We start from the raw sequence: 26,162 nt of genomic DNA on the forward strand, positions 1-26,162 counted from the left end.
TCATCTCAACTTTAAGCAGATACCAAATGTATCCCATCATGATTTTCTGAATTCTATTGAAAGTGATTTTACCTTTCGCTAGTTCAATCACTTATGTAGATAGGTTAAGGTTTATGGGTTACAGTTTGATACAGCAACCAAAAGTCTTTCATTCTTATACCAAAAATGGTTTAGACGCATAGCAAGGATTCCTATGATAAGTAAAAAAGTTTTAATTCTCTTTGCGCATCCTTCCCAGCATCGCTCAGAGGTGAATGCTCCGCTTTTTAAAGCCGCTCAACAAATTGAAGGCGTTACATGTGTCGACCTTTACGCTGAGTACCCGCACTTCAATATCAACATCGATCGTGAGCAACAACGTTTACTTGATCATGATGTGGTCATCTTTCAATTCCCTCTCTATTGGTATTCCACGCCAGCCATTTTAAAAGAGTGGCAAGATCTGGTTTTGGAATACGGCTTTGCTTATGGCTCAGAAGGCACAGAGCTTCATGGCAAAACCATGCTTTGTGTACTTTCTGCCGGTGGTAAAGAAGAAGCCTATAAAGCCGAAGGTTATAACCATTTCACCATTAGAGAGCTACTTGCCCCTATTGAACAAATGTCGGCACTGACTGGGATGAACTACATCGCTCCACTCGCGCTGTTTGGCTCTCGTACCGCTCAAGAAGAAGACCGAATTCCACAACATGTAGAGCGTTACCAAACGCTGCTTAATGCATTGGTTAAAGATACGCTTGATATTAAAGCGGCAGCATCACTCATCAAGTTAAATAGCGCATTACTACAATTGATTAAGGAAGCGTCATGACAGGGATATTCTTACAAGCCTTTGTTTACCTTATTGCCGCCGTCATTGCAGTGCCTTTGGCGAAGCGTTTAGGCTTGGGCTCAGTTCTTGGTTACTTGATCGCCGGTGTTGTCATCGGCCCAATCATAGGCTTGGTCGGCGAAGAAACCACAACGATTCAACATTTCGCTGAATTTGGCGTAGTGATGATGTTGTTCTTAGTTGGTTTGGAACTCGAACCGAAAATGCTTTGGGCAATGCGAAACCGCTTGATGGGGTTAGGTGGTTTACAGGTCGGTGGCACAGCCGCTCTGATTATGGCTATCGCACTTTATTTTGGACAAACTTGGACCGTTGCATTGGCCATTGGTCTGATTTTCGCTCTATCATCGACAGCGATTGTTCTGCAAACCTTTAGCGAGAAAGGACTGACCAAAACTGAAGGTGGTCAGAACGCGTTCTCGGTGCTGCTTTTCCAAGATATCGCCGTAATTCCAATGCTGGCATTTATTCCGCTGTTGGCATTGCCTGAACTCGTAGAGCAAGCACAATCGGCAGCCCAAAGCGCAGCAGAACACCATGAAGAACTTAGCTTAGTCGCTGGTTTACCAGGTTGGGCTTACGGCATAGTGATCACCGCTTCGATTGCTATCGTGGTGGTTGGCGGACACTTCCTCAGTCGCCCACTGTTTCGTTATGTAGCAAGCTCTGGTTTACGTGAAATCTTTACTGCTACCGCTTTGATGCTGGTTATCGGTATCGCTGCGCTGATGAGCTTAGTTGGCCTGTCCCCTGCTCTCGGTACTTTCTTGGCAGGTGTGGTACTGGCGAACAGTGAGTTCCGTCATGAACTCGAATCGAACATCGAACCATTTAAAGGCTTGCTCCTTGGCTTATTCTTTATCACTGTTGGTGCGGGCATCGACTTCTCGGTACTGTTCAACGACTTTGGTTTAATCATCGGTCTGACGCTTGGCGTAATGATTCTGAAAGCAGCGATTTTATTCGCACTTGCGTTCATCTTCCGCATTAAAGGCAGTAACCGTTGGTTGTTCACATTGAGCTTGGCGCAAGCGGGTGAATTCGGTTTTGTACTATTAAGCTTCTCGGTACAAAACCACGTAATCCCATTCGAGCTTTCACAAACACTGGCATTAGTCGTTGCGATTTCCATGTTCCTAACACCGGGTCTGTTCATTCTATTTGATAAGATGATTCTTCCTCGTTTTGAAAGTGAATCGAATGAGCGTGAAAGTGACACCATTGAAGAACAAGGTACAGTCATCATCGCAGGTATTGGTCGCTTTGGTCAGATCGTAAACCGCTTGTTGGTATCTAATGGTGTTCAAACGGTAGTACTCGATCACCAAGCAAGCCAAGTCGACAACATGCGACAAATAGGTACTCGTGCCTACTTCGGGGACGCTATGCGCCCGGATATGCTGCATACCGCTGGCATTGAGCACGCTGCCGCGATTGTCGTCGCCATCGATAATCAAGAAGCGAGTGTTGAACTGGTCAAGTACGTCAAGCACACGTATCCGAAGGTGAAAGTCATTGCGCGCGCCTTTGACCGTGGACACAGTTACTTACTTCGTCAAGCAGGCGCAGATATTATTGAATCTGAAACCTATCATTCAGCTTTGGAAATGGGCGGTCATGTTATGAAATCACTGGGCATTCACCCGTTCTATGTAGAGCAACAGAAAGCAACCTATAAACGCGTGGAAGACCGAAAGTCTGACATGTTGTACGAAGCATGGGCAGACGATTCTGAAGGAGAGCGTTACGATAACAACTTCCGTCAACTGTTTATCCATCTTGAAGAAAAGATGGCTGAAGAGATGCAAAAAGATCGTCACGATAAATTGTCCCGTTCAGAACGTGGTTGGACACCGCCACCAAAAGGGTATGCGGATGATTTCAGTGAAGAGAACGTTCAAGAATTACACCCTGCAAAAGAAGACACTCAATAAACAAAAAAACCTCCCAGCTGGGCTGTCTCTTATACACAAATCCCCAAGCTACAAGCTTGGGGATTTGTGTATAAGAGACAGGATTTAGGGGGGGCTTTGTTGCGTAATTCAGTGGAACTAAATCTATAACCTACGATCTGATCAGCTACGTCGAAGGTAAGGAAACTCAAAATTTCCTTACCTTCGAAGAGATGCATCATCAAAATTCAATTTTCGGCCGTACAGCAAGCCATTTCTGCGTTAGCTCGATGAGTAATACGTTTTGACGCTTCTGCTAAAACAAAGCCACCATTGAAATTAAAGGCGGCTTTATATTTAGCAGGTTTACTCAGAGACCATATCTAATCAATTTTACAAATCAGATGATTAGGTAGATACGAGGTACTTAATACGTCATACGTATCCGTGACGAATATATCCGCTCCAGTGACTATATAAGCCACTTTATCGATGTACGTTTCTGTATAAGGCTCAATACGCCCGTAAACATTCGCTACCAAACCATAACTCCAAGTCCCTCTTCGGTAAGCCCAATTAGCTACGCCTTCTGGTCGATATTCAGAATTAAATATCTCCCTGTAGGCTTCTATCGTGATAGAGCTGTAACCAATGTCTTCACAGCTTTTATCTGTGCCACCGACACTCCCCTCTAAGATCTGAATAATACGAGTGAACAATATGACTCGTTTTGACGAACAAACACCTTGGCTGGTGCATGCCGTCATAATCACATCACCAGCGACTTCATCTTCTGGTGGGAAGGTGGTAATAGACTGTGCTTCAATATCAAATGACGCTAACCCAGGAGTAGTGATATCTATCGTCCATTCTAATTCCTCCGGATACTCGATGATTTCACCATCTGAGTATTCTGCAATCACTTGATAGAATTCCGTCAACGAACCGAGATAGTTATATACTGGGATGCTTGCAGCCCCTTCTATTTGCAACGCACTCACATCTTTATCTGTCACTTCTAAGTTTGCATTTGCGCTATATAACGTACCATTGACCATGGCTGTCGCTGTCACCTGAGTCGTACCGATAGTCAAGCCTTTCGCTATACCGTTACTTTCGGACAAACCACTCTTAATTTCAGCGACCTGAGGAGCGCTACTCACCCAACTCAATCCAGTGTTGTTGGTCACATCTATCTCAGAATCATCAGATAATACTGCGGTAGCGACAAACTGCTGAGTTTGTCCTCGAGGAATAGAGGTATCGAGCGGCGATACCTGCAAGGTACTTATTATTGCATTGGCCACGTCTAACTCGACACTTGCTGAAAATACCTGCTCATTCGCGATACCCGTTGCGGTAATGGTCGCCACTCCTGTTGCTATCCCCGTCGCTAGCCCCGTGTTTGGATTGATAGTCACAACGCTTGAGTTATCACTGCTCCAGTTTAATGCTGCATTTTCGGTCACATCCAACGTTGAGTCATCAGAAAGCGTTGCTATCGCGGTAAATTGTTGTGTTAACCCTGCAGGCACTGAAGCATCCAATGGGGAGATTTCTAGGTTAGTAACCACAGCCTCGGTAACTTCCAACTGTGCGTAAGCAATAAAAGCTTGGCCATTGTCTTCTCCGGAAGCAGAAATGGTGGTAAATCCTGTTGCTAACCCTTCCGCCACACCATTGCCTGATGGCAAGTTGCTAGTAATGATTGCGACATCAGAATTTTCGCTGCTCCAACTTAATGCTGAGCTATTGGTAACCTCCAATGTCGAACCATCCGACATCGTCGCCACCGCTTTATAGGATTGACTCAATCCCACCGGAATCGCGACACCATCGAGAGTGCCTTCTGGCAAGTTGGTGTTCAATGGTATAACTTGCAAGGCGGTAACGGTGGCGTCTGTTACCGTTAGTGTTGTCGAAGCGTCAAAGCGTTGCCCGTTAGCGATACCAGAGGCTGTAATGGTTACCACACCTTGATTGAATGCTTCCAACAAACCTTTCACACCAGTATCGTTGCTAATAGAGGCAATACTTGAATCACTGCTTTGCCAACTAATGGCAGTGTCTTGAGTCACATCCAAAACTTGCTTGTCAGACAGCACTACTTTCGCAATGTATTGCTGCTCTAAGCCGACTGGAAGTGCGCTGTTTGACGGCTCAACTAATAGTTGAGTGACCACTGCGTCGGTCACCATCAAATTGGCCGATGCATTAAAAACTTGACCATTTGCACTGCCGGAAACCGTCACCGTGACACTTCCCTCATCCAAAGCCGTGACTAAACCACGAGTCCCAGCATTATTACTCACAATCGCAATATTTGAATCACTCGTGCTCCAGCTGATTGCGGAATCCTGAGTCACATCTAGCACTTGATTATTAGACAGGATCACCTGAGCGAGATATTGTTGCTCAAGCCCCACCGGGAGTGTATTAATCACAGGTTCAACTATCAATTCGGTGACTACCGCATCTGTGACACTTAATATCGCTGAGGCCTCAAAATCTTGACCATTAGCCACCCCCGAAGCGGTGACTATCACCTCTCCCACCTGCAAGGCTTTCACCAAGCCTTTTTCAGCCATATTGCTGTTTACCGATACAACGTTCGTGTCGCTCACTCGCCAGTTGATCGCGGAATCTTGAGTCACGTCAAGTACACGGTTATCAGACAACTTAACCTTCGCACTATATTGCTGCTCCAAACCAACAGGTAACGACTGGGTAGCTGGCTCAACGTTGAGCTCCGTGACAACCGCATTAGAAACGTTAAAAATTGCAGAGGCTTGGAAAACCTGGCCATTAGCAGAGCCTGATGCTGTGATTACAACCTCACCTACTGCTCGCGCTGTCACTTGACCTTTTGTACCAGCACTATTGCTGACCGTCGCAATGTTTGTATCGCTACTCTGCCAGCTAATTGCACTATCTTGGGTAACGTCTAATACTTGATTGTTAGATAAAATCACCTCTGCACGGTATTGTTGTTCAAACCCTACCGGGAGTGTATTAATCACAGGTTCAACGATCAATTCGGTGACTACCGCATCTGTGACACTTAATATCGCTGAGGCCTCAAAATCTTGACCATTAGCCACCCCCGAAGCGGTGACTATCACCTCTCCCACCTGCAAGGCTTTCACCAAGCCTTTTTCAGCCATATTGCTGTTTAACGATGCAACGTTCGTGTCGCTCACTCGCCAGTTGATCGCGGAATCTTGAGTCACGTCAAGTACACGGTTATCAGACAACTTAACCTTCGCACTATATTGCTGCTCCAAACCAACAGGTAACGACTGGGTAGCTGGCTCAACGTTGAGCTCCGTGACAACCGCATTAGAAACGTTAAAAATTGCAGAGGCTTGGAAAACCTGGCCATTAGCAGAGCCTGATGCTGTGATTACAACCTCACCTACTGCTCGCGCTGTCACTTGACCTTTTGTACCAGCACTATTGCTGACCGTCGCAATGTTTGTATCGCTACTCTGCCAGCTAATTGCACTATCTTGGGTAACGTCTAATACTTGATTGTTAGATAAAATCACCTCTGCACGGTATTGTTGTTCAAACCCTACCGGGAGTGTATTAATCACAGGTTCAACGATCAATTCGGTGACTACCGCATCTGTGACACTTAATATCGCTGAGGCTTCAAACGTTCTTCCGTTTGCAGACCCAGAAGCAATTATTGTAACCACACCCTCTTGCCCAGCGGTCACCAAGCCTTTGGTATTATCGCTATTACTGATCGTTGCTATATTGGCATCACTGGTATTCCATGTAATCGCTTCATCTTGTGTCACCTCAATCACTTGGCCACTATCTAACGTTGCGTAAGCTTGCATCTGTTGAGAAAAACCTATAGGGACAGACGATTGCCTAGGTTCAACATTCAACTCAATGATCGGATCAACAGGTGACGTCGGGGTATCCAAAAGTCCACTATCACCATTATTACAACCGACCAGTAATAAGGTACATAGTGAAAGGATGGATAGGATTAATGTATTCATCATATTTTTCACTGGTATATACTCTAAATTTTAGTTATTTGATTGATCTTGAGGAGCAACGCTAATTTCAACTCTACGGTTTTGCGCTCTGCCATATTCCGTATCATTCGCCGCTTTAAAGTTTTTTTCTCCTAGGCCTATAACTTCAATTCTAGAATGACTCACTCCCATCATTTTAAAGTATTCAGCGACCGCTTGAGCTCGTAATTCAGATAAACGTTGGTTATATACTCTTGTACCAAGGGAGTCAGTAAAGCCTGTGATTTTAATTTTGCTATTTGGAAGGAAGGTGAGCTGTGAAGCATATTTTTTGAGCGCACTATTGTATTTGAGCTCTGTAGAATCAAAATCAAATAACTGCTCTATTTGGAATACTTGATCCTGAGGTTCAGAAAGAGCATCTTGCGGTTCGTTTTCTTTAAACTCTCCTGTTTCAACCGCGCTTTGCGTTGCCACTACAACAGGTATCGCAGGGGAAAAATGATAAGTCAAACCCAATGTTAATGAATGTAAGTCCGCCTGAGCCGTGCTTGTATTACCCACACCATCAATGAATGAATACTCACCACGTAATGCCCAGTTCTGAGAAAATTGATAGTTCATTCCTAAAGCAGCTAATACATCCAACCCATGTGTGCTGGCGAAATCGGTACTATCGACCTCTTTATCGATGTCAAAGTATGCGCCTCCAAGTTTGGAATACAAACTAACCTGGTTGGATACGGGCAAAGTAAAAACCATCGCTATATCTCCCCCCCAAATGTCAACCGAGCTGTTGCTATCCAAATAGTTAGCTTCTAACTGACTGAAAGAATGTAGACCTGCTTCAAGTGCAAAATAGGCATTGAATTGATAACCTGCGTAAACACCATAACTTAGTACATCATTTGTACAATCACTCTCAGCCAAACCACAAGCATCTTGGAAATAGCTCCAGCCTAAGCTAGTACCAACATAGATGGAGTTAGCAGTTTGAGAGTAAGCTTCATGCTCTTCACTTATGTATAAGTCGTTGATATCATTAGCCAGTGAGGTGGGTATATTGATACTCAAAAGAGAACAGAAAGTGATGAATCTCATTGATTCCCCCAAATAATGTTTACCTTAAGTTTTTAGTATAGTTATTTTTTTATATAGCAACGTTTACAAGGGGATATTTGTCGTAGCCAAGCGTAGTACGTTTGCTGAGCTTCATCACTAGTTCGACTATTCCAAATGTAAAAGAAAGACTCTTTAAGTTCGTAAGCCTCTCCCATTTTAGGATAGTTGAGCACCCAACCTGAATAACGTAGGTATTCAGCATCTGTAAGCTCATGCCTTCGCTTTAACAGTACAAATCTATCCTTTAGCAGTCCACCGTGTTGTTATGGTGTCAGTTGGCTACGTATTGCTTTTCTTGCTCGCTCTAACGACTCGTTAGCCATTTTGATGGTTAGGATTGAAATTCCTAACCATGAACTGTATTGAGATAGACCTTTCGGAGTTTCGGCATGGAAATAATGCAATTTCAAAAGATGAATTGAGAGATTATATTAATTTAGGAATAGGCCGTTGGTTTTCCGTGTCGGGGCTTGGGGCTTATGGTCGTAAATTTATGCAACACGAACAAGACGCAGCAAGGCGTGAAGCGGGACCGTGAACAAGCGCAACGGCTTGCGTTGGAGGAAGCTCAGAGACGCGAGCGTGAATATGAAGACCTTTACGCCAAGGCAAAGAAACTTTCCGATGAGAAAGTGAGAGAGTATAACGACCTTTGCTCTCAGGTAGAAAAACTTCGGCAGCAAAAAAAATACCTGAGAGATCAATAGTTCTTTTGCTACGCCTCCACATCCTGTAAATGGTTCTATATTGTAATCGATCTCTGAAGTGTAAAACCTAGGCTGGTTCAAGGTAAGCGCATCATAAACTGATATGCAAAAGTAACCATTTATAAACTGTGGCGGAGTAAAGCATATATCCTCCGCCAAATGTAGCGACTCATTACTACAAATATTTCTCAAAGATTGGGCTATGTATATACCGAATCAACTTGAAGATGCAGGCTTGAGAACCTGAAAATTATCATTAATTCGAGATGTCAAAGAGCCTGCGATCTCTGGAAGAGTCACAGCAAAAAATTGGTCTATTGCCGCCTTGAAGTCCCGTTTTCTTTTGAAATAAACGTTGTTCCTCGACTTCTCATTCATTACTTTCCATAGCCGCTCTATTGGGTTGAGGTTTGGGCTGTAAGGTGGAAGATAATGCAGTTCAATATTCAAGACAAACGCCGCATCTCTGACTAAGTCACTGCGGTGATATCCCGCTCCATCTAAGATGATATGAAGCTTATGAACTAACGGATAACTCTCTCTTAACTTACAAAAAAAGCGAACAATCGTTTCACGGTTAATGCTCTCATAATCATGAACAATAGTAGCCCCAATATCTGACAAGTTCAGTGCGCCAATAATGTTCAATCGGCTACGATTGCCCGTTGTTTCAATCACTTTATCCTGACCAGTACGTATCCAACCATGAGATATTTTTGTTGATAAGGTTGGGTGAACAGCGTCGATAAAAACTATCGATTCATCCTTGCCACAGCTTGCCTTTAACGCTTCATAAGCCTCTATAAATGCTTGCTGTTTTGCTTCATCAAACTTGTGTTGAACGCCTTTTGGTTGCTTGTAGCTAAAACCATTGTGGTGAAGCCATTTGTTCATACCAGAGACAGTGTAATCAAGTCCAAATATCTCTTTAATGTAGGCGACAATTTGATGAGTGTGAGAATAGGTTTTCTCAGTCAAATGCTCGATTAGCTGCATGGTTTGAATAGCAGAAAGCTTGCTTTGGCTTGCGCCATTTTCAGGCTTAAGTTTTTCAGAAAGCACGTAGTCACTGAGGTGGCGTGCAACGGTCGATTCATGAATACGAAGAGCTTGTTAAATCATAGTCTGACTCCAGCCTTCAGAAGCCAGCAAAACAGCTTTAATACGGTCGCAAACTCGACTATCACGTTCAATGTCGTGCATTTGTTCGAGTTGTAGTTTCTTTTGAGGAGTCAGTGTAATTTTCATGGTTCGTAGCATGATCCTGATTTTACTGAAAATCAAGCATCTTCAATGATCACGGGTATATGCCTTTGTTGCTACGCGTTTATTGGCGTTACGCTTCATTAAAGAAGTTGATGAGCTAACGAAAGAAAGTTGTGAAAAGGTTTTAGGCACGAAAGCTTGGAAGCTACTGTGGTTGAAACTAGAAAGTAAGACGTTACCTAAAGAAGTGCCGGATATAGGCTGGGCGTATAAAAATCTCGCAACATTAGGCGGTTGGAAAGATACCAAGAGGACGGGCAGAGCTTCAATAAAGGTGCTTTGGGAAGGATGGTTTAAACTGCAAACCATCCTTGAAGGCTACGAACTCGCAATGTCTCTTGATCACTAGACTTGTGATCAAGAGACAGCCCAGCTGGGAGGTTTTTTATTGCCGAGGATAAATCCTGCTTCACATGAGATCACTCATTAACGTTTCGTACTCTTCGTTGGCTTCATCCACAAGATGAGAGAGTTCTAACGCATCGGTTTTCGCCAAATTAAACTGCCATGGAACCGTATTCTCTTTCCCATATATCCGTGTTTCACCCCCCTGGTTTTCAAAAGAAAGATCATCAAACTCGGTGGTGTGGTGTTCATGAAGCTCGACAATTTCAACTTCCAATTTACCGACGGGGTTGACTTCAACATGGGCGTGTAAATCTGGGCTATTCGATAAACAATACTCTCGATGAACTGCAATCATGGCTGCCTCCTTGGTCTGCCAACTGACAACTCATCAAACAGTGTAGACGAGGCATTTTGAACGTGGGGTGAAATAATAATGAAGATTGATCCTGAATAAAAATTAATCAATTTTAATTCCAAACCGACTATGAGTGTTCGCCCCACTAACCGTCAGTTTTTACATAAAATGACTTCGTCAATGCGCGATTCAATCGCCTTTATTGCTAATGTCACAGCCATCGGCACATGAGCTTGGTAAGGATGTAATACATAAATTGGGTTCACCTTTGACGCTTTCGCACCGGGAACCGGTTCAAGAAGCGAGTTCGACTCCAACATAAAATCAGGCAAGATCCCAACACCTAACCCCATTTCTAAAAGGCTGGCCACATCAAAGACGGTATTCGCTCGGTGCTTCACTGGATATTGAATTTGACGTTCCAGCTCCTTGGAAGCAAACGCATGGGCCACAGGTTCAAGTTGCCAATGTTGAGCAATATAAGGCGCACTTTCAAACTCAGTATGCGATCCTCTCACGCGACACAGTACGTCACAAAACTGCCCCACTTTGCGCTGCTTAATATTTGAATCGCCAGAAGCCCCTACTCGTACCGCAAGATCGATATCCTGCTGAACAATATCCACATGCTTATCATCACTGATCAAATTTAACTGCACATCAGAGTAATCAGCAAAAGCACTCGTTAAAGCAGGCAGCACTATTGAGCGCATTAGTGCATGTGGCGCAGTGACAGTAAGCCTTCCCGTTGGCACTTGCTTTAACTCTGTGGCTTCTAACCACGCTGCTTCTGCTTGTTTTGTCATTTGCGCGCACTGCTCGTAAAAGCACTCACCCGTCGAGGTCAGAGTTTGCTTTCTGGTCGTACGTTTGAGTAAGCAAGTATCCAGCTCTTGCTCTAGTTGCTTCAAAGCAGAGCTCAACACTGACTTAGAAAGCTCTAACTTATCTGCAGCTTTGGAGATTGAACCACACTCGACAATATGAACGAACAGAGACATTAAACGCAGCTTATTCATCGCTCTTCCTTATTGTTCTTTTTTACAGAACATTCAATTCTTATTAATTTGTTTTTCTATCTCAATTCTAACCCTATGATTGCTACATAAACAAACACCAATCACAGGATATTCAGGATGACTCAATCAGTTTTAAAACGCGCTCAAGCAGGCATCTCAGCATGGCAAATCGCTTTCAATAATCAAGACGCTGCGGGCTGTGCAGCACAATACGCTGAAGATGCAGTTATGATTGCAAAACCATTTGGAACATTTGAGGGACGTGAAGCGATCCAAGCATTCTGGCAAAACATCATGGACCAAGGTTTTAACAGCGTGGACTACACCAACACTAAGTGGGAAAAAGACAGCGAAAATGGCTGCATCCTTACTTCAGATTGGACGATGAACAAGGCGTTTGGTGTCGTGCATAAAGAGTTATGGGAAATTCAAGAAGATGGTTTGTCTCGCCTAACTTACGATGAGTTTGAAGTGCTTGGCGAACGATAAGCTTTAAGTCTTTCAGAATAAAAAATCCCCAAGCCGAAACTTGGGGATTTTTGTTTTTCAGTTTACTTAATTAAATTAAGCAAAGATGAAGGTGTATAGGTAACCTGCGCCCATTGCCATCGTTAAGATAACGAATAGGAAGGCTGCAATCATTTGGTTCTTAAAGATTGATTTCAACAAAATCACTTCTGTAAGACTTGCGCCTGCGCTACCAATGATAAGTGCCATTACTGAACCCAGTGCCATACCTTTTTGTACTAGTGCCGCACTTAGTGGAATAACTGCCTCTGCACGGATGTACAATGGAATACCAATAATTGCTGCTACTGGAATCGCGTACCACTTCGCTTCACCTGCATACTCCGCGATAAGATCCGTTGGGATGAAGCCGTAAATGAATGAACCAATCGCAATACCCATCATTAGGTAAGGGAACACTTGTTTAAAGTCTTTCCAAGTTGAGTACCAAATACGTACCCAGCGGCTAGGCTCTTTTTCTTCCACGATGGTCGCTGTTGCACTACCGTCTGATGAGCAGCAAGACACTTCCACTTTAGGCTCTGCTTTTGGCGCGCTATCACCACAACAAGATGTTTTCGCTACCACAGGCGCTGGCTCACTACAGCATGATGTTTTTGCTGCAACTGGTGCAGGTTCGCCACAAGCGCTGGTACCACAGCTTGATGCAGGTTTCGCTTGTTCTTTTTTCTTGCTTGAATCACCGCAAGATGTACCACATGAAGAGGTGCCTGCTGCTTCGTACGCTTCTGGTTTTACGTAACGTTCAAAGCCTAGCTTTTCAAGTACATAACCTGCAACCACAGACACTGTCATCGCGATAGCAAAGTAGAATACCGCTACCTTCCAACCAAAGGTCACTACAAACAAACCAATGATTACAGGGTTAAGCAGTGGACTAGCAAATAGGAACACCATCATAGGTCCAAAACCTGCTCTTGCACGCAATAGACCTTTCAAGAAAGGAATGGTCGAACACGAACAGAAAGGCGTAATCGAACCTAATAGCGCAGCAATGAAGTAACCTTTACCCTTTTTTGAGCTCAGGATAGATTGAATTTTTTCTGGCGTTAGAAAATCTTGCAACACACCCACGATGTAGCTAATCGCTAGGAATAGGATGATAAGTTCGGTTGCTAGAAACGCAAACATATCAAGCGCTTCCTTAGCCATGGTCATGATTTCTGGATTCATATTGATTCTCCTACTGATGTCACATCAGTAACTGTAAATTTCCTAATGAAGCTGAACTCTTCATTTCTATTTTTCTCGAATTATAGAATTAAAAACCCACGCGTCAACCATTATATTTCGATAAATATCGAAATATAATTTAAAGTCTTAGTAATCAATAAATTAACCTAGAAATTTTTCTTGTTTGCTATTCACCCACACTTTCACTATCATCGAAATGTATTTATCGTCTGTCATTCCAAGAGGTCAGTATGGAACTCGAAGCTGTAGCAAAAGCGCTCAAAGAGCTAGGACACCCTACCCGTTTATGTATCTATAAAGAGGTGGTCAAAGCAGGCTATGAAGGAATCGCGGTTGGTGGAGTACAAGATAAACTTGGTATTCCAGCATCTACTCTTTCTCATCACATCTCGAGCCTAGCCTCAGCCGGCTTAATCAGTCAGCGTCGTGAAGGTCGTACTTTGTATTGTGTTGCTGAGTATGAATGCTTAGATACGGTTATTGGCTTCTTGCGTGACGAGTGTTGCATCAATGAAAACTGCTAACCTCGAATCGATTTGGAGCGAATACGAACACGCTATTCATGCGTTTTTGCGCTCTAAAGTCAGCAATGAAGATGATGTAGACGACTTAAAACAAGAGATCTTACTTAAGACTTATCAAAACCTTGCGGATATTCGTGATGTATCAAGCGTCAAATCTTGGCTCTTCCAAATCGCTAACAACGCCATCATCGATTTCTACCGTAAACGCGCTCGAAATCAGCGTGATAATGACCTCGTTGCTGACGATCTTTGGTTTGAAGAGCAAGAGTCAAACCTGAAACAAGAACTGTCAAAGTGCATTGCGCCCTTTGTGCAAGCATTACCAGATGAGCAATCGCAACTGCTCTCTTCTATTGAGCTTGAAGGCATGAGTCAGAAGAAGTTGGCCGAAGAGCAAGGTATCAGCTACTCAACCCTCAAATCGCGCGTACAGAGAGGACGTGTCGAATTGAAAAAGCTATTTGAAGAATGTTGCAGTTTCTCGTTCGACAAACAAGGTCGCATGACAGATTGCAACCAAAACGGTGCTTCTTGCGATAAATGTTAATCCCTTGCTGAATGCCCACCTCACAATGAATACCGATAGCTTGGCGGCTCTTCATTGAGTCGCCTATCCATGAACTCAATCACAGCTTTATCTCTTCGTCAGCTCTCTCATTTGCTATCTTGCTGAATAGTAAGCTTTACTTCTTCTGCTTTAAGGAAGAAGGAAACTTATGTTTATGATCTCACTAAGAGAACTCACCAAAGAAAACTACCTAGATTGTATTCGTCTCAATCTTCATCCAGAACAAGAAGAAAACCTTGCCTCCAACGCGATTACGATTGCTCAATCCCACTTTGAAACCGACTACCGTTTGAAAGTGATTTACGAGCAAGAGACCGTGATCGGTTTACTTGCGTTTTGCCATGAAGACGAGCCCCTTGATTACTCAATTTACTGGCTGTTCCGCTTTATGATCGACAAAGATCACCAGAACAAAGGGCATGGAAAGCAAGTACTTAACTTGCTCGTTGAAGAAGTGAAACAACTAGGCGGGAAAACCTTACTCACGATGCATAAACCCTCCAATCAGCAGGCAGGTAAGCTTTACCGTGCGTTCGGATTTCAAGAGGATGGCGTAATGGGTCAGCACTTAGTGAAATAACTCAGATTACGTAAAAAGCAGAACTTGAAAGGTGTGTAGACAAGCATCTACCAAAGGCGCCGAGTTACTCGGCGCTTTTTTATCCTCACAGAACGTAAATGAGACGATGACTCAATTTGGATTACATAAGTTTATGAATATGAGAACAAATGATAATTTTTGAAATTATTGCCTGAAGGCTAATATACGTGGAACAAAATGAAGATTTCCAACTATTCTAACGTTATTAAGCCATATAACTCGGTGCTTTATGCCCTTAGAGGAAAAGAATGAAAGCGGTCACTTACCAAAAAGATCAAGACACCTTTACCTATACCGACATCAATATTCCGGAAGTAACCGGCATGTTTGATGTGTTAGTGAAAGTTCATGCTATTGGGCTCAACCCTGTCGATGCAAAGGTCAACCTTTGGCACGAGATGGTCGATGGCATGGACGATACTTTCGTTGGTGGCCTCGATGTTTCGGGGGAAATCGTTGCCATCGGTAACAAGGTATCAGGTTGGCAGGTAGGTGATCGCGTTCTCTATCATGGCAACATGCGTCGAATGAGCGGTGGTTTCGCCGAATACGCGATTCACGACTCACGCACGTTGGTTGCTCAACCAAATGTTGAACCAGAAATCGCAGCCGCAACACCTTGTGCTGGCTGGACGGCTTATCGAGCTCTTGTCGACAAGCTAAACATCTCAACTCGTAAAAGCATCTTTATTGCTGGAGGATCGGGAGGCGTTGGCTGTTTTGCTATTCAGCTTGCACGCTTCTTTGGCGTAGAAACCATCATCACAACCAGTTCAGCGCTCAACCATGAATTTGTGCGATCGTTAGGCGCTACACATGTCATTGACTACAAACTAGAAGATGTTCGAGAACACGTCATGTCTATCACTGAAGGCTTAGGCGTAGAAGTATCTTTGGATTGCGTTGGTGGCGAAAACGACATCTTGTGTGCCTCTGTGCTGGGGTTTGAAGGCGAAATGGTTGAGCTAGTAAGAACAACCCGAGCAACCGAATACCCTGGCGCTTTCCTGCAAGGGCTTACTTTCCATCAGTTAAGCTTGGGATCTGGCCACGTTCACGGTGACAAAGGTTTTCATTCTTTGGTAAAAGCCGGGAGCGAGTTTTCTCACATGCTAGAACGCGGTGAGATCACAATACCTAAGTTGGAATTAGTGGAGCTAAAAGACGTCCCTCAAGCGTTAATATCAATTCGTCAGCAACGTACGGTTGGAAAAGTTGTCGCGACAATAAACGACTAGTGCTTAAGCGACAGAATAATGATGAAGCGCAAGCATGGAAAATAGCCTGCGCTTCTTATCCAACACTTAGTTTGTCACCAACAACATTGCTGATTTCGCCGCCACTTTAATCTCTTCACCGCTAGGCACCTCTTCTCCAGTCATCATATCAACCAGAGCCTTGTTCACTGTGAGTTGCAGTGATTGTGATCGTGCGGATTTGTTCAGTACCAAGATGCCCCTCTCGCCTCGCTGAAGTACCAACATATCGTCGTTACCCTCTAGCACCGTCATTGGTTCGCCGTGAACAAGATTGTGGAATGCCACCATCTTTGCCATACGTGCATCCTTCCACGCATTCTGCCATCTTGGTTTACCGTCCACGCCCTTGATGCCACTGGTATCCAGATCCGTGTAGATAAGCGGAACACCACCATCGCGTCCCAGAATGTAGGCATACGCTAGCCATTCGTTCTCTTCATCCATGATCAAATCCAAGAACACATCATTGTTTGGAATATCATGAGTAATCGCGAAAGTAATGGCTCGACGGTTAGATAAAGCCTGACCAAAACAGTACGGGTCGATCAAAGACTTAAAACTGCCCTTCTTCGAGAACGCCTTAAAGATGGTTGAGAACAACGGAAAATCGTATGCACCTAACCGTGTTTCTTTCAAATACGGTTCTAGAAACAGCTCATATTCTTCTTCTGTCGCGCCACCATCTGTGATGATTTCACCAAAGATATGAACGTCTTGAGTAATGTCTTCGGTCCAAACCAACTTTAGATGTTCTAGCGTCATGTGCTTTGCGGCATCAATACGGAAACCTTTCACGCCCAGATTCTTAAGCGCTTTCAGGTAAGTACGTTGCTGCTCAACAACATGCTTGCACACACGTAAAGTCGGCAACCCTGGATCGGTTGGACCGCCCGAGATTCGACCATTTTGAACTTCCCACTTGTCTTTCCAATCTTTGATGCCAAAAGCTTCAACGAAGTCATTCTCATCAAACAGCGGTTCTGACAAGTCACCGAATAGAATCAGATCTTGATACTTGCTTGCATTTTGCTGGTAATCGTCCATCACGGCTTGGCGCGGATATTGTAAATCCGATCGTAGATGGGCTTCGTTCGCCATGTGATTAAAGACGACGTCGGCGTAAACCAATACACCTACACGGTCGAGCGCTTCAACCATGTTTTTAAAATCTGTGGTATTACCGAGCGCATTGTCGATAACACGATAATCTTGAGGTTGGTAACGCTGCCACCAGCGTTCGTCTTGTGCGCTTTTCATCGGCGGAGAAACCAATACCGAGCCATAACCTAGCTCGCCGATCTCCTTTGCACGTAAGGTAACGTCAGCATACTTCCAATCAAAAGCGTGCAAGATAACATTTGCACCTGTTAATTGTGTTTTCTGTAAGCCACTCATGTCTATCTCCTAGTCGCGTTCGCTCACCCATTGTTACTCGATTTCATCGTGAGCGAATCCAATAGGCAAAATTATAAGAACTATTGGCGAGCCTCCCTCACCCCTTTCGCATTTCTGTTAGGAGGAAAAACAAGGCGTAGCTTATCCCCGGTTAAGGTTTAAACGTCCGTTTGAACGCATTCCAAAGCCTTAGGCACAACAAAAATCGCAAAGATACAACCCTAAACTCATGTTTTATAATAACTTTACAATCAAAATATTCTGTTCGAGCCTAATATCACTATTACGCCTTTTCTCAGTAAGAATGTGAACATAGACACAACAATTCGATATGTAACAAATATTTAAGAAAGCGAAACTGCTGCTCACGTCACAGTTGGTGCGGTTTATAAATTGACAGGAAAGGAGAGGAAGACTCGAAAAGATGACAAAAGGAGCACGAATAAAGAACGTTAGATACAAAAATAGCGCGATAAACGCGCTATCTTTTTAAGTGCGGTATAACACCTTAACAACGTGCCAACCGAATTTGGTTTTGACTAGGTGTGGAGTAAGAACCTCACCAGAAAAACAAACTTTGTCGAACTGTGGCACCATTTGACCGCGGCGAAACTCACCTAGGTCGCCACCACGTTTACCAGATGGGCAAGTTGAATACTTCTTTGCCAAAGCCTGAAACTTCGCGCCTTTTTTCAGTTGCTGGATAATGTCTTCAGCTTGCTCTTTATGCTTTACAAGGATGTGCAAAGCAGCTGCAGTATTTGCCATATGTCTGTCTCTCAATGTTCTGATGGCGCAAGTTTACCGAAACGCCCCATCATCGCCAATTATTTCTGTTACTCAGACACTATCTTCATCTAAAGATGACCAGCACCACCTTACAAATTGATGAAAACTTATTCGTTCTTCAGCTCGATTTCTCACTTAACTTGCTCTATTTCCTAAAAAGCTCACTTTTCTATGCTCTACGGTTGAAGCTGTCGCCTTATAAGATTAGATTAGTTCGATAAATCAGTTATATTGATAAGGTTATTTTCATGGCAAAAGTCGCAAGTAAAGCGAACCAATCTCAGGGCATGTTAGTGTTTAAACTCACCCTGCAACAGAACTTCGCAATTGGCACACTTAAAGTCCGTGAAATTGTTCCTTATATGCCAACCACCAAAATCCCCTATTCGCACCATCATGTAATTGGCACTGTGACGATTCGTGATTTGACAGTGCCAGTCATTGATATGGCGGCAGCAATTGGATTCCGTCCAATCCAAGAGGAAGAATACAAGAACTGCTATTTGATCGTGACCGATTGTCTACGTACCGTGGTGGCATTTATGGTGCGAAGTATCGAGAAAATCATTGAATGTGATTGGAAATCTATCGAAACACCGCCATCAAGTGCTGGTCATAATGTCTTTGTAACGGGTATTACTCGCTATGAAGAGAAGATCGTACAAATGTTAGATGTGGAGCTTCTGCTTTCTAAGATCTACCCGCAATACGAGAATACCAAGATTCCAATGCTTACAGACATCGAGCGCGAGCGTTTGAAAGCCTTGAATATCCTTTTGGTGGACGACTCTTCTATCGCTCGCAAGCAATTGAGCGACGCGCTAGACCGCATCAACATCCCGTATCAAATCTGTAAAAACGGCTCAGACGCACTCGACTTGATGAAGCGAGATGCAGAAGCGAACCGCCCAATTGACCTTTTAGTGAGTGACATTGAAATGCCGGGGCTGGATGGTTATGAACTTGCGTTTGAAGTTCAAAATGATTCTGCGCTGAACAACTCTTACCGCATTCTTCACACGTCTCTATCAAGCGAGATTTGTGTTGACCGAGCTCACCAAGTTGGCGCTCACGAAGCATTAGAGAAGTTCAACGCAGGTGAATTGATTGAAGCAATGCTGCGCGGTGCAAAAGAACTGGAAGCAAAAGCGATGGCTTCTTAATCATATCTAATAAGTTTGCTTGATCTGGTATACATCAATAACTTTTTCGGCAATGAACAAACTCGTGATACTCGCTACCGAACATGAAAACAGTGCAACAAAGACGAACATCTTGATGTGACTATTGAGCAATAACCCTCCGCCGAACAAATACAGTCCTATCGCGATAAGCGCTGGCATAATCAATGCACGGCGACACAACAATTCCATTGCAAGGGAGAAAAAGTAAACCTCCTCCCTTTTCGCAATCGAATACCAGTTGTAGAAAACAATAGACGCTGTAGCACCCACCGCTAACGCTATAGCAATCATGACACTCGAAAAATGCTGCCCTGCAAACAGCACGAACCCCGCTCTGATAGACAATACCGCGCAAAACAGCCAGACCAATAAAGGCCCCCCAACAACTAAACCCATCGTTTCTTTCCTCTGAATCAATTTTAATCGTTATTCAAACAAAGGCGGAAAGATGGGTAAAGGTAATCACAGCACTCGAATAAGAACTCTGCGACGGCTAGCTTAAAGTCATTAAATTCAGACTATTAGGTGATGTTTTGCCTATTTACTTGGCATTGTGTAGCTGCGAGACACGAACTCAGTTTCTTCGACTTGATAAATGTGGTTGATGTAAGACGCCAGACTGTAGAGCACATTCGCGAGCAGGTTTGAATAGCGGAACAAAATAGGTTCGGGTTGCTTCTTGCCTGAATGCTCAACGGCAACCAATGCACGCACCACCTTCTTTGCTTGGCAACGACACAAATGCAATTGGCTTGACGTTGGGTGGCCACCGGGAAGCACAAACCCTTTAAAGCCGCCATCGATACGAGCCTTGATTGCATCGTAATCGGCTTTTAGCTCATCGACTTCCGCTTCTGTAATCGCGAGTTTTCCGCGGATAGAGCCATTCACATGGTATACGTTTGGCTGCATTCGAGTCAGTATGTCACGGCTAAAGTCATCGAGTTCCATCGATAGAACCAGCCCAATTCGGCTACACAACTCATCAGCGGTGATTTCAAAGTCACATACTGGGCTGTCTTCATAGATGAATGGGTAACAAATCTCGCCAAGTTCCTTGCTTACTGGTCTCATGCTCTTTCTCTGTGCTTTTGTTCTAATAAAAAAGGGAGTCAGTATAACCTAACTCCCTTTGGGCATTCATTAGTTAGAAAACCAGCTTATGCGTTTTCGATTTTCTTGTGACCTTCTTGAAGGTGAACGAAATCAACCAGATCATCGCCTGATACTTGGTAAGCTTGACCAAAGCCTTTTACGAATAGACCTTGTTCTGCTTTTAGGTTGAACAGAACGAAGTCTTCTAGTTGGCTCAGACCATCAATGATCTCACCAAAACGGTCTTTCATTTGACCAACAACTTGTTGCCACATCTCTGTATCGCGCTCAACAACAGATGCAACCGCATCAAACGTTAGGCGCTTACGAGCGAATAACTGCTTCGATGAATCTTCGTCTTCAATCATCATCAAAGATACGTTTGGATTCTCTAGTAGGTTACGTGCGTGACGAGCAATCTGAGAAATAAGAACGAAGTAACCTTCCTGGTTTTGAACGTACGGTGCATAACTTACGTTTGGACGGCCTTCCGCATCAACGGTTGCTAATTGAATGGTACGGCGCTCCTGACGAAATTCCTTGATTTCAGGTCCTAGACGACCTTGTAAACGCTCTTGTTTAACTTGCTGATCCATTTTGATACCTAACTTTACTTGTATTGTGATTCCGAGTTTTTACCCGGTTATTCTTTGGTAAATCGGCGCCGTATTAACGATACTTCGGTGAATAGCAACGCCGCGCTAATTTACTAATTACTTGTTGAACTCTGCTTGCATTGCACGGAATGCTGTTACTTGTTCTTCGATAAGCTCACGCTTCTCGTTACGGCCTAGGTAAATCTTAAAGATGTTGCTGCCACACTCAGAGAAGAAACCAAAGTAATGGCTCTCGCGCCCCATGAAAGGTTTGCTTACTAGCGCGATGTTTTTCACGTTATCAAGTTTTAGGTGGCCATGAAGCTCACCTTCTTTACCCATAAGGTTGTAGTAACCACGAGCCACTTTACCTTTCGGAAATGGCGCTTTTACTTCAAAGATAGAACCAAAAGAATGAACGATAGTTGTTACTGGGCCAAAACCAACAAGACCTTCTAAAATGCTTTGTGCTTGCTCACCTGGTGCAACAGCAACCATTTCTGGAGGAAGTGCTGCTACCACTTCAAACTCTGATACACCTAGGCGCTCAGCCATTGCTGCTGGAAGTAGTTGAGGCTCTTGTTCTAGTAGGGTTTCGACCTGTTGCTTGATTGATTCCATTGTTTTTTCCATTTCTTTCAGATTAATTGTTAGATACTTTTGGTACGTTTTCGTTCATTTCTGACGTTAGTACCTGAATACATGCCTGAGCCAAAGACACAGCCCAGAAGCTACCTGCTAACGTCAGTACTAAACTGCGCTCTTGTAGCTCAACTAAGCCCTTGTCATGCCAAACTTTGAATAGTGGCATCAGGAAATTGAAGGTGTCTTCGCCCATAAATGCTGGCAGTTTGCTTGCTTGAACAATGCCTCGATCAAAGCCGGACTTCAGCGCTGCGAATAGCGGCTCAAGTGGACTTTGCTTCATCATCATCGCGATGGTGCTTTGCCCTTCATTCACCGCTTTCACATAAGTTTCTAGCGTGCGGTGCTGCATCATGCCGTAACTGCCGATATTACCGCCCGCGCCACAACCAACAGGCAGTACTTCTGCATAGGTCTTCGCTAAGCTGTTGTATAAGCTACGTTCACGGTTATCAATTGCCCAATGGCTAACACTAAGCTGCTTCATGTGGTGCTCCGCCATAAACTTGGCACCAAGCTCGTACATGCCCGCTTTTTCCGGTGTCGTTGCAGGTGGCGGCATTTTGCCTTTTTCAACTAAATTGAGCATTGGCGCTGTACCACCAACCACTAACTGATAAAGGTCCAAGCCATGAGCGCCTGTAGACATAAAGTCCTTAAGATCTTGCTCTAAAACTTCTTTCGTTTGATAAGGCAGGCCGTAAAGCAAATCGATGATGACAGGGATCTTGTCTTCTTTCGCCAACTCACTTACTCGCTGAAGTACATCTTCACGGTCATCTAGACGTTTAGCGCTACGACGAACTTTGGTATTAAAGCTCTGGACGCCAAATGAGAAACGGTTGAATCCACCATCTAGCGCACCTTGATATAACTCGTCTGAGAATCGGTTGATACGACCTTCAAGTGTAATTTCGCAGTCAGCTGCGAGAGGGAAATAGTCGTGAATGGCCTGACCTAGAATACGAACTTGGTCTGCAGATAAGTCAGTAGGCGTACCACCGCCGATGTAAACCGCATGGAAGATGCCACTTTGCGTCCACGGCATCGCCGCTTTCTCTTTTAGCTCTTTCATCAGAGCATCAAAGTATTCATCGACTAACTTACGGCTGGCAGCATTTTGGAAGAAGTTACAGAAAGTACAACGCACACGACAAAATGGAACGTGAATGTACAAGCAACGCTTATTGTTCTTTACCGTCGTTTCAGACGTAATCCTTGAAAGAATATCTCCTTGTTGTGGCGGCGGCACTGGCATGCTACTACCACCTGCATGGGCAGAGTGCTTTTTCACAAAAGCAAAGCGCAATGGATCCGGGCTATCACTCCCAAGGATTGATTCGTCAAATTTATAAATATCGACGCTCATATTTACTCACTTAAAGCCCACCACACAAAGGATTGAGGCTCATTTCAAAAAAACTGCAAAGATCATAATTTGCGCGTAATGATAATGCAATTGATAATTGATCTTATTTCCTTTGTAAGTGATAATCAGTCCCAACTTGATAATGATTAGCAACACCGAGATTTACCCGTGAACCTACAAAGATATGTCATTGCCGGAGGCGCCTCACTTGCGATTCACGCAGCGCTTCTTTTTGTCTCTCAAGAGACAAAAGTTTTTGCGATGCCTGCAGGAAATCCGGCAAGCACAGTAAGCCTGAATTTGGTCTCGGCTCCTAAACCTGTTAAAGCGCAACCGGAACCTAAGCCAGAACCAGTTAAAAAGCCGATCGAAAAACCCGTCGTCAAAAAAGAAGCTATAAAGAAAAAACCACCGGTAAAAAAGAAACCTGAACCAATCAAGCCACCTAAAAAGCCACAACCAACGAAACCAGTGGCTAAAAAAGATCCGGAACCAAAAGAAAAAGTAGAGAAGAAAGTCGCAAAAGAACCAGTACAAGAGCAAAAAGCCGCACCAACAAATGAATCAAAAGGTGCGACTTCAGAGCCAGTACTAGTCGATAAGCCAACTTTTGTCTCCCAACCAGTTCAGCCTCGCTACCCTCGTTCAGCTCGTAAGCGTGGCATTCAAGGTGTTGCACTATACGAAATTTGGCTTGATGCAAATGGCAATCAAGTTAAACAAGTTCTTATTGAATCTTCTGGTGCAGAAATGCTCGATGCTTCAGCGCTACGTGCGATAAAGCAATGGGAATTCTCACCACATATTTCTGGCGGGCAACAAGTTGCTCACCGCGTTCAAATCCCAGTTCGTTTTAAGTTGGATGGATAATGGAACAGCTACAACATTTACAAACCCAATTTGGTCTTATGACTTGGCCTTTAATTATTTGTTCTGCTTTAACAGTCATGATCATTGCGGAAAGACTTTTCCAAGTATTTGTTAGTCTTGGAGTAGGCAAAAGAGCAATTCGTCAAAAGCTCAAAACCCTAGATCCAACAAACAGCAAAGATATCGAAGCACTTGCAGACGATCTTTCTGGCAAGCGACCTCTCCTTTATCGTGGTGTCGCGATGTTACTTGCTCACCATTCTTTCTCTAAGTCACTTCGTGAAGACGCGGCAGGAATCTGGTTGCAAGAAAAGCGTCATCAATTACATTCCGGTCTGCGCCTTTTGACACTCATTGGTGTGATCAGTCCTCTAATCGGGCTGTTAGGTACCGTTCTTGGCCTGATCGATATGTTTAAAGGCATTGCGTCTTCTACAGGTAACATCACGCCAAACGATCTGGCTGATGGCCTAGGTTTGGCAATGCGCACGACCGCAGCAGGTTTGATCATTGCATTGCCCGCAATTTCTGGCGCACAACTGATTGGTCTTTGGGCTGATCGCGTTATCGCTAAGCTTGAGCACACACTGAACTATGTAAACCTCTGGTTAGAAGGCATTTCTTTGCAACACGTTTCTCCAGAAAACAACAAAGAAATCGCAACGGTTGCTGATCATGTTGAAGCGAGAAGCTCATGATTAAAGCACCTCAAGACAATAACAGCCATGGTTTAACACCGGACCTAACCCCGTTACTGGATATTATCTTTATTGTAATGGTGTTCTTGATGTTGACTGCGGCGGTCAAGCTCGACTCTCTGGATGTCAGTTTACCAAGTACAGATTCTCAAGCCGTTGCCGAAGTTGATAAACAATCCATTACGGTCAACATCCTCAAAGAAGAACCTTATTGGGCTATCAATGGGAAAACGTATATCGACTGGGAAAACTTTACTCTTGCCCTACTCGAAGAGAGCAAATCAACCGACAAACCTATTGTGATTGGCGCAGAAAAAACCGCTGATATTCAATCCCTCGTTAAGCTTCTTGGCTTTTTACAAGAAAACGGAATTCAGGCGACTCAGTTGTTAACTGAAGAGTCGCAATAAAAAGAACATAAGACAGAGAATAAACTCATGAACAAAACACTATTGCCAGTTCGTACCGCCTTAACCATAGCAGTGACTATGCTTGCAAGTGCGAACCTATTTGCTAGCGAAGCCCCTTCAACGGAACGAGTTGTCAGTGCAGGTAGTGCGGTAACTGAACTCCTCATCGCCCTTGATGCAAAAGAAAGCCTAGTCGCAGTTGACGTGACGAGTCAGCTTCCTAAAGAAATGGAGTTACCTAAAGTAGGTTATCACCGTCGCCTATCCGCGGAAGGCTTATTAGCTCTAAGCCCAACAAAGGTGATTGGTTCTGATGAAATGGGCCCGAATACAACGCTTGACCAATTAAAATCAGCAGGTGTCGACGTTGAGGTCGTAAACACAGAAGCAAACGTTGATGGTTTAATTCATCGTATCGACCAAATTGCTGGCATCATGCATCGTGAAACTGAAGCCACAACACTAAAGAAACAAGTTGAAGCGCAAGTTCAAGCCCTAAAAGGCAACCAACCAGAAAAAGCCGAGAAAAAGAAAGTCCTTTTCTTGCTGATTCATGAAGGTCGTGCCGCAAACGTTGCAGGTTCAGAAACGACACCAGATGCCATTATTACTCTCGCCGGCGGTGAGAACCCAGCGGCAAGTAAACTGTCTTCATACAAGCCGCTATCAACAGAAGCTATGGTTGAAATGCAACCAGACGTTATCTTAGTGAGTGGCCGTAGTTACCAGACTATGGGTGGCGCTGATGCAATTTTAAAAGCGATGCCACTGCTTGCTGCAACGCCAGCAGGTATGACTAAGAACATCGTTACGATTGATGGTCACGCATTAGTCGGTGGCTTGGGTCTAAAAAGCCTATCTGAAGCTAAACGCTTAAACGAGTTACTATATCCGTAGAGAG

General features: G+C 44.0%; 25 protein-coding genes and 2 pseudogenes. 13 read left to right on the plus strand and 14 right to left on the minus strand.

From position 1 onward, the window contains the following. Window positions 1-193 precede the first annotated feature (193 nt). Together C1S74_RS24320 and C1S74_RS24325 are read left to right on the plus strand one after the other, a co-directional pair. Complete coding sequence (locus C1S74_RS24320) at window positions 194-811, plus strand: NAD(P)H-dependent oxidoreductase (RefSeq protein WP_045398500.1); 618 nt, start codon at window positions 194-196, stop codon at window positions 809-811. Further along, the gene (locus C1S74_RS24325; RefSeq protein ID WP_045398502.1) at window positions 808-2,766 is read left to right on the plus strand and encodes a monovalent cation:proton antiporter-2 (CPA2) family protein; all 1,959 of its coding nucleotides are present in this window, start codon (window positions 808-810) and stop codon (window positions 2,764-2,766) included. Before C1S74_RS24320 ends, C1S74_RS24325 begins: the two co-directional genes overlap by 4 nt. A gap of 341 nt (window positions 2,767-3,107) precedes the next feature. Here C1S74_RS24325 and C1S74_RS24330 read toward each other — a convergent pair whose 3' ends face one another. The 4 genes and pseudogenes from C1S74_RS24330 to C1S74_RS24350 all read right to left on the minus strand — a co-directional run bounded on the left by C1S74_RS24330 (window position 3,108) and on the right by C1S74_RS24350 (window position 9,796). Continuing rightward, window positions 3,108-6,743 (minus strand): Ig-like domain-containing protein, encoded by a 3,636-nt coding sequence (locus C1S74_RS24330; RefSeq protein ID WP_103415384.1) that lies wholly within the window; start codon window positions 6,741-6,743, stop codon window positions 3,108-3,110. A gap of 27 nt (window positions 6,744-6,770) precedes the next feature. Then, complete coding sequence (locus C1S74_RS24335; protein WP_052437296.1) at window positions 6,771-7,820, minus strand: OmpA family protein; 1,050 nt, start codon at window positions 7,818-7,820, stop codon at window positions 6,771-6,773. Window positions 7,821-7,861: 41 nt separating this feature from the next. Further along, entirely contained in the window at window positions 7,862-8,092 is a 231-nt protein-coding gene (locus C1S74_RS27150) for a transposase (RefSeq protein ID WP_197064546.1), read from the minus strand. A 672-nt stretch (window positions 8,093-8,764) separates the two neighbouring features. Then, window positions 8,765-9,796, minus strand: a pseudogene (locus tag C1S74_RS24350) (IS630 family transposase). Between the two features lie 55 nt (window positions 9,797-9,851). On the opposite strand from C1S74_RS24350, the pseudogene C1S74_RS24355 reads away from it, so the two are divergent. After that, window positions 9,852-10,163 (plus strand): annotated as a pseudogene (locus tag C1S74_RS24355) (IS4 family transposase); the annotation flags it as partial. Between the two features lie 60 nt (window positions 10,164-10,223). On the opposite strand, the gene C1S74_RS24360 reads toward C1S74_RS24355, so the two are convergent. Continuing rightward, window positions 10,224-10,517: a hypothetical protein gene (locus C1S74_RS24360; protein WP_045398510.1), complete on the minus strand. Its 294-nt coding sequence runs from the start codon at window positions 10,515-10,517 to the stop codon at window positions 10,224-10,226. A 152-nt stretch (window positions 10,518-10,669) separates the two neighbouring features. Further along, complete coding sequence (locus C1S74_RS24365) at window positions 10,670-11,536, minus strand: LysR family transcriptional regulator (RefSeq protein ID WP_045398511.1); 867 nt, start codon at window positions 11,534-11,536, stop codon at window positions 10,670-10,672. A 117-nt stretch (window positions 11,537-11,653) separates the two neighbouring features. On the opposite strand from C1S74_RS24365, the gene C1S74_RS24370 reads away from it, so the two are divergent. Continuing rightward, window positions 11,654-12,025: a YybH family protein gene (locus C1S74_RS24370; RefSeq protein ID WP_045398512.1), complete on the plus strand. Its 372-nt coding sequence runs from the start codon at window positions 11,654-11,656 to the stop codon at window positions 12,023-12,025. A 75-nt stretch (window positions 12,026-12,100) separates the two neighbouring features. Here the strand turns inward: C1S74_RS24370 and C1S74_RS24375 are convergent, their stop codons facing one another. Further along, entirely contained in the window at window positions 12,101-13,237 is a 1,137-nt protein-coding gene (locus tag C1S74_RS24375) for a permease (RefSeq protein WP_045398514.1), read from the minus strand. Window positions 13,238-13,488: 251 nt separating this feature from the next. On the opposite strand from C1S74_RS24375, the gene C1S74_RS24380 reads away from it, so the two are divergent. The 4 genes from C1S74_RS24380 (at window position 13,489) to C1S74_RS24395 (ending at window position 16,189) form a co-directional block, all read left to right on the plus strand. Then, entirely contained in the window at window positions 13,489-13,782 is a 294-nt protein-coding gene (locus tag C1S74_RS24380) for an ArsR/SmtB family transcription factor (protein WP_005433559.1), read from the plus strand. Further along, on the plus strand, window positions 13,769-14,329 hold the full coding sequence (gene sigZ / locus C1S74_RS24385; RefSeq protein ID WP_005442530.1) for an RNA polymerase sigma factor SigZ: 561 nt from the start codon (window positions 13,769-13,771) through the stop codon (window positions 14,327-14,329). The genes C1S74_RS24380 and sigZ overlap by 14 nt, the downstream gene beginning before the upstream one ends. 175 nt (window positions 14,330-14,504) lie before the next feature. After that, a complete protein-coding gene (locus tag C1S74_RS24390) occupies window positions 14,505-14,930 on the plus strand; it encodes a GNAT family N-acetyltransferase (protein ID WP_045398930.1) in 426 nt (141 codons plus the stop codon). Between the two features lie 269 nt (window positions 14,931-15,199). Next, window positions 15,200-16,189: a zinc-binding dehydrogenase gene (locus C1S74_RS24395; RefSeq protein WP_045398515.1), complete on the plus strand. Its 990-nt coding sequence runs from the start codon at window positions 15,200-15,202 to the stop codon at window positions 16,187-16,189. Between the two features lie 66 nt (window positions 16,190-16,255). On the opposite strand, the gene C1S74_RS24400 is transcribed toward C1S74_RS24395, so the two are convergent. Both C1S74_RS24400 and ppiC read right to left on the minus strand, forming a co-directional pair. After that, on the minus strand, window positions 16,256-17,605 hold the full coding sequence (locus C1S74_RS24400; protein WP_045398517.1) for an alpha-amylase family protein: 1,350 nt from the start codon (window positions 17,603-17,605) through the stop codon (window positions 16,256-16,258). A 489-nt stretch (window positions 17,606-18,094) separates the two neighbouring features. Next, on the minus strand, window positions 18,095-18,373 hold the full coding sequence (gene ppiC, locus C1S74_RS24405) for a peptidylprolyl isomerase PpiC (RefSeq protein ID WP_039975020.1): 279 nt from the start codon (window positions 18,371-18,373) through the stop codon (window positions 18,095-18,097). 269 nt (window positions 18,374-18,642) lie between these two features. Between ppiC and C1S74_RS24410 the strand changes: the two genes are divergently transcribed. Then, the gene (locus C1S74_RS24410) at window positions 18,643-19,557 is read left to right on the plus strand and encodes a chemotaxis protein (protein WP_038893517.1); all 915 of its coding nucleotides are present in this window, start codon (window positions 18,643-18,645) and stop codon (window positions 19,555-19,557) included. Window positions 19,558-19,563: 6 nt separating this feature from the next. On the opposite strand, the gene C1S74_RS24415 is transcribed toward C1S74_RS24410, so the two are convergent. The 5 genes from C1S74_RS24415 to hutW all read right to left on the minus strand — a co-directional run bounded on the left by C1S74_RS24415 (window position 19,564) and on the right by hutW (window position 23,283). Beyond that, on the minus strand, window positions 19,564-19,974 hold the full coding sequence (locus C1S74_RS24415; RefSeq protein WP_045398519.1) for a hypothetical protein: 411 nt from the start codon (window positions 19,972-19,974) through the stop codon (window positions 19,564-19,566). Window positions 19,975-20,115: 141 nt separating this feature from the next. Continuing rightward, on the minus strand, window positions 20,116-20,652 hold the full coding sequence (locus tag C1S74_RS24420; protein WP_045398520.1) for an ATP:cob(I)alamin adenosyltransferase: 537 nt from the start codon (window positions 20,650-20,652) through the stop codon (window positions 20,116-20,118). An 86-nt stretch (window positions 20,653-20,738) separates the two neighbouring features. Next, window positions 20,739-21,269 carry a heme utilization protein HutZ gene (gene hutZ, locus C1S74_RS24425; protein ID WP_045398522.1) on the minus strand — a complete coding sequence of 177 codons (531 nt, stop codon included), beginning with the start codon at window positions 21,267-21,269 and terminating at the stop codon, window positions 20,739-20,741. Window positions 21,270-21,386: 117 nt separating this feature from the next. Further along, complete coding sequence (gene hutX, locus C1S74_RS24430; protein WP_045398523.1) at window positions 21,387-21,890, minus strand: heme utilization cystosolic carrier protein HutX; 504 nt, start codon at window positions 21,888-21,890, stop codon at window positions 21,387-21,389. Window positions 21,891-21,912: 22 nt separating this feature from the next. Continuing rightward, entirely contained in the window at window positions 21,913-23,283 is a 1,371-nt protein-coding gene (gene hutW / locus C1S74_RS24435; protein ID WP_045398525.1) for a heme anaerobic degradation radical SAM methyltransferase ChuW/HutW, read from the minus strand. A 168-nt stretch (window positions 23,284-23,451) separates the two neighbouring features. Between hutW and C1S74_RS24440 the strand changes: the two genes are divergently transcribed. Genes C1S74_RS24440 through C1S74_RS24455 form a run of 4 tightly spaced genes read left to right on the plus strand, consistent with a single transcriptional unit; the run spans window position 23,452 to window position 26,158 of the window. Then, a complete protein-coding gene (locus tag C1S74_RS24440) occupies window positions 23,452-24,153 on the plus strand; it encodes an energy transducer TonB (protein ID WP_045398526.1) in 702 nt (233 codons plus the stop codon). Beyond that, entirely contained in the window at window positions 24,153-24,851 is a 699-nt protein-coding gene (locus tag C1S74_RS24445; protein ID WP_042600147.1) for a MotA/TolQ/ExbB proton channel family protein, read from the plus strand. The genes C1S74_RS24440 and C1S74_RS24445 overlap by 1 nt, the downstream gene beginning before the upstream one ends. Next, a complete protein-coding gene (locus C1S74_RS24450) occupies window positions 24,848-25,261 on the plus strand; it encodes an ExbD/TolR family protein (protein WP_045398528.1) in 414 nt (137 codons plus the stop codon). The genes C1S74_RS24445 and C1S74_RS24450 overlap by 4 nt, the downstream gene beginning before the upstream one ends. A 27-nt stretch (window positions 25,262-25,288) precedes the next feature. Beyond that, window positions 25,289-26,158: a heme/hemin ABC transporter substrate-binding protein gene (locus C1S74_RS24455; RefSeq protein ID WP_045398530.1), complete on the plus strand. Its 870-nt coding sequence runs from the start codon at window positions 25,289-25,291 to the stop codon at window positions 26,156-26,158. Window positions 26,159-26,162: the final 4 nt, after the last annotated feature.

Source organism: Vibrio hyugaensis (assembly GCF_002906655.1).
Classification (GTDB): Bacteria; Pseudomonadota; Gammaproteobacteria; order Enterobacterales; family Vibrionaceae; genus Vibrio; species Vibrio hyugaensis.

What these genes read in the sequence shown, in the direction of transcription:
- C1S74_RS24365 (WP_045398511.1), bottom strand. Translation starts at nt 11,536, where the DNA reads ATGAATAAGCTGCGTTTAATGTCTCTGTTCGTTCATATTGTCGAGTGT.
- ppiC (WP_039975020.1), bottom strand. Translation starts at nt 18,373, where the DNA reads ATGGCAAATACTGCAGCTGCTTTGCACATCCTTGTAAAGCATAAAGAG.
- hutZ (WP_045398522.1), bottom strand. Translation starts at nt 21,269, where the DNA reads ATGGATCAGCAAGTTAAACAAGAGCGTTTACAAGGTCGTCTAGGACCT.
- C1S74_RS24370 (WP_045398512.1), top strand. Translation starts at nt 11,654, where the DNA reads ATGACTCAATCAGTTTTAAAACGCGCTCAAGCAGGCATCTCAGCATGG.
- C1S74_RS24400 (WP_045398517.1), bottom strand. Translation starts at nt 17,605, where the DNA reads ATGAGTGGCTTACAGAAAACACAATTAACAGGTGCAAATGTTATCTTG.
- C1S74_RS24395 (WP_045398515.1), top strand. Translation starts at nt 15,200, where the DNA reads ATGAAAGCGGTCACTTACCAAAAAGATCAAGACACCTTTACCTATACC.
- C1S74_RS24375 (WP_045398514.1), bottom strand. Translation starts at nt 13,237, where the DNA reads ATGAATCCAGAAATCATGACCATGGCTAAGGAAGCGCTTGATATGTTT.
- C1S74_RS24450 (WP_045398528.1), top strand. Translation starts at nt 24,848, where the DNA reads ATGATTAAAGCACCTCAAGACAATAACAGCCATGGTTTAACACCGGAC.
- C1S74_RS24420 (WP_045398520.1), bottom strand. Translation starts at nt 20,652, where the DNA reads ATGAGACCAGTAAGCAAGGAACTTGGCGAGATTTGTTACCCATTCATC.
- C1S74_RS24335 (WP_052437296.1), bottom strand. Translation starts at nt 7,820, where the DNA reads ATGAGATTCATCACTTTCTGTTCTCTTTTGAGTATCAATATACCCACC.
- C1S74_RS24320 (WP_045398500.1), top strand. Translation starts at nt 194, where the DNA reads ATGATAAGTAAAAAAGTTTTAATTCTCTTTGCGCATCCTTCCCAGCAT.
- C1S74_RS24330 (WP_103415384.1), bottom strand. Translation starts at nt 6,743, where the DNA reads ATGATGAATACATTAATCCTATCCATCCTTTCACTATGTACCTTATTA.
- C1S74_RS24390 (WP_045398930.1), top strand. Translation starts at nt 14,505, where the DNA reads ATGATCTCACTAAGAGAACTCACCAAAGAAAACTACCTAGATTGTATT.
- C1S74_RS24380 (WP_005433559.1), top strand. Translation starts at nt 13,489, where the DNA reads ATGGAACTCGAAGCTGTAGCAAAAGCGCTCAAAGAGCTAGGACACCCT.
- C1S74_RS24325 (WP_045398502.1), top strand. Translation starts at nt 808, where the DNA reads ATGACAGGGATATTCTTACAAGCCTTTGTTTACCTTATTGCCGCCGTC.
- sigZ (WP_005442530.1), top strand. Translation starts at nt 13,769, where the DNA reads ATGAAAACTGCTAACCTCGAATCGATTTGGAGCGAATACGAACACGCT.
- C1S74_RS24445 (WP_042600147.1), top strand. Translation starts at nt 24,153, where the DNA reads ATGGAACAGCTACAACATTTACAAACCCAATTTGGTCTTATGACTTGG.
- hutX (WP_045398523.1), bottom strand. Translation starts at nt 21,890, where the DNA reads ATGGAATCAATCAAGCAACAGGTCGAAACCCTACTAGAACAAGAGCCT.
- hutW (WP_045398525.1), bottom strand. Translation starts at nt 23,283, where the DNA reads ATGAGCGTCGATATTTATAAATTTGACGAATCAATCCTTGGGAGTGAT.
- C1S74_RS24415 (WP_045398519.1), bottom strand. Translation starts at nt 19,974, where the DNA reads ATGGGTTTAGTTGTTGGGGGGCCTTTATTGGTCTGGCTGTTTTGCGCG.
- C1S74_RS24360 (WP_045398510.1), bottom strand. Translation starts at nt 10,517, where the DNA reads ATGATTGCAGTTCATCGAGAGTATTGTTTATCGAATAGCCCAGATTTA.
- C1S74_RS24410 (WP_038893517.1), top strand. Translation starts at nt 18,643, where the DNA reads ATGGCAAAAGTCGCAAGTAAAGCGAACCAATCTCAGGGCATGTTAGTG.
- C1S74_RS24455 (WP_045398530.1), top strand. Translation starts at nt 25,289, where the DNA reads ATGAACAAAACACTATTGCCAGTTCGTACCGCCTTAACCATAGCAGTG.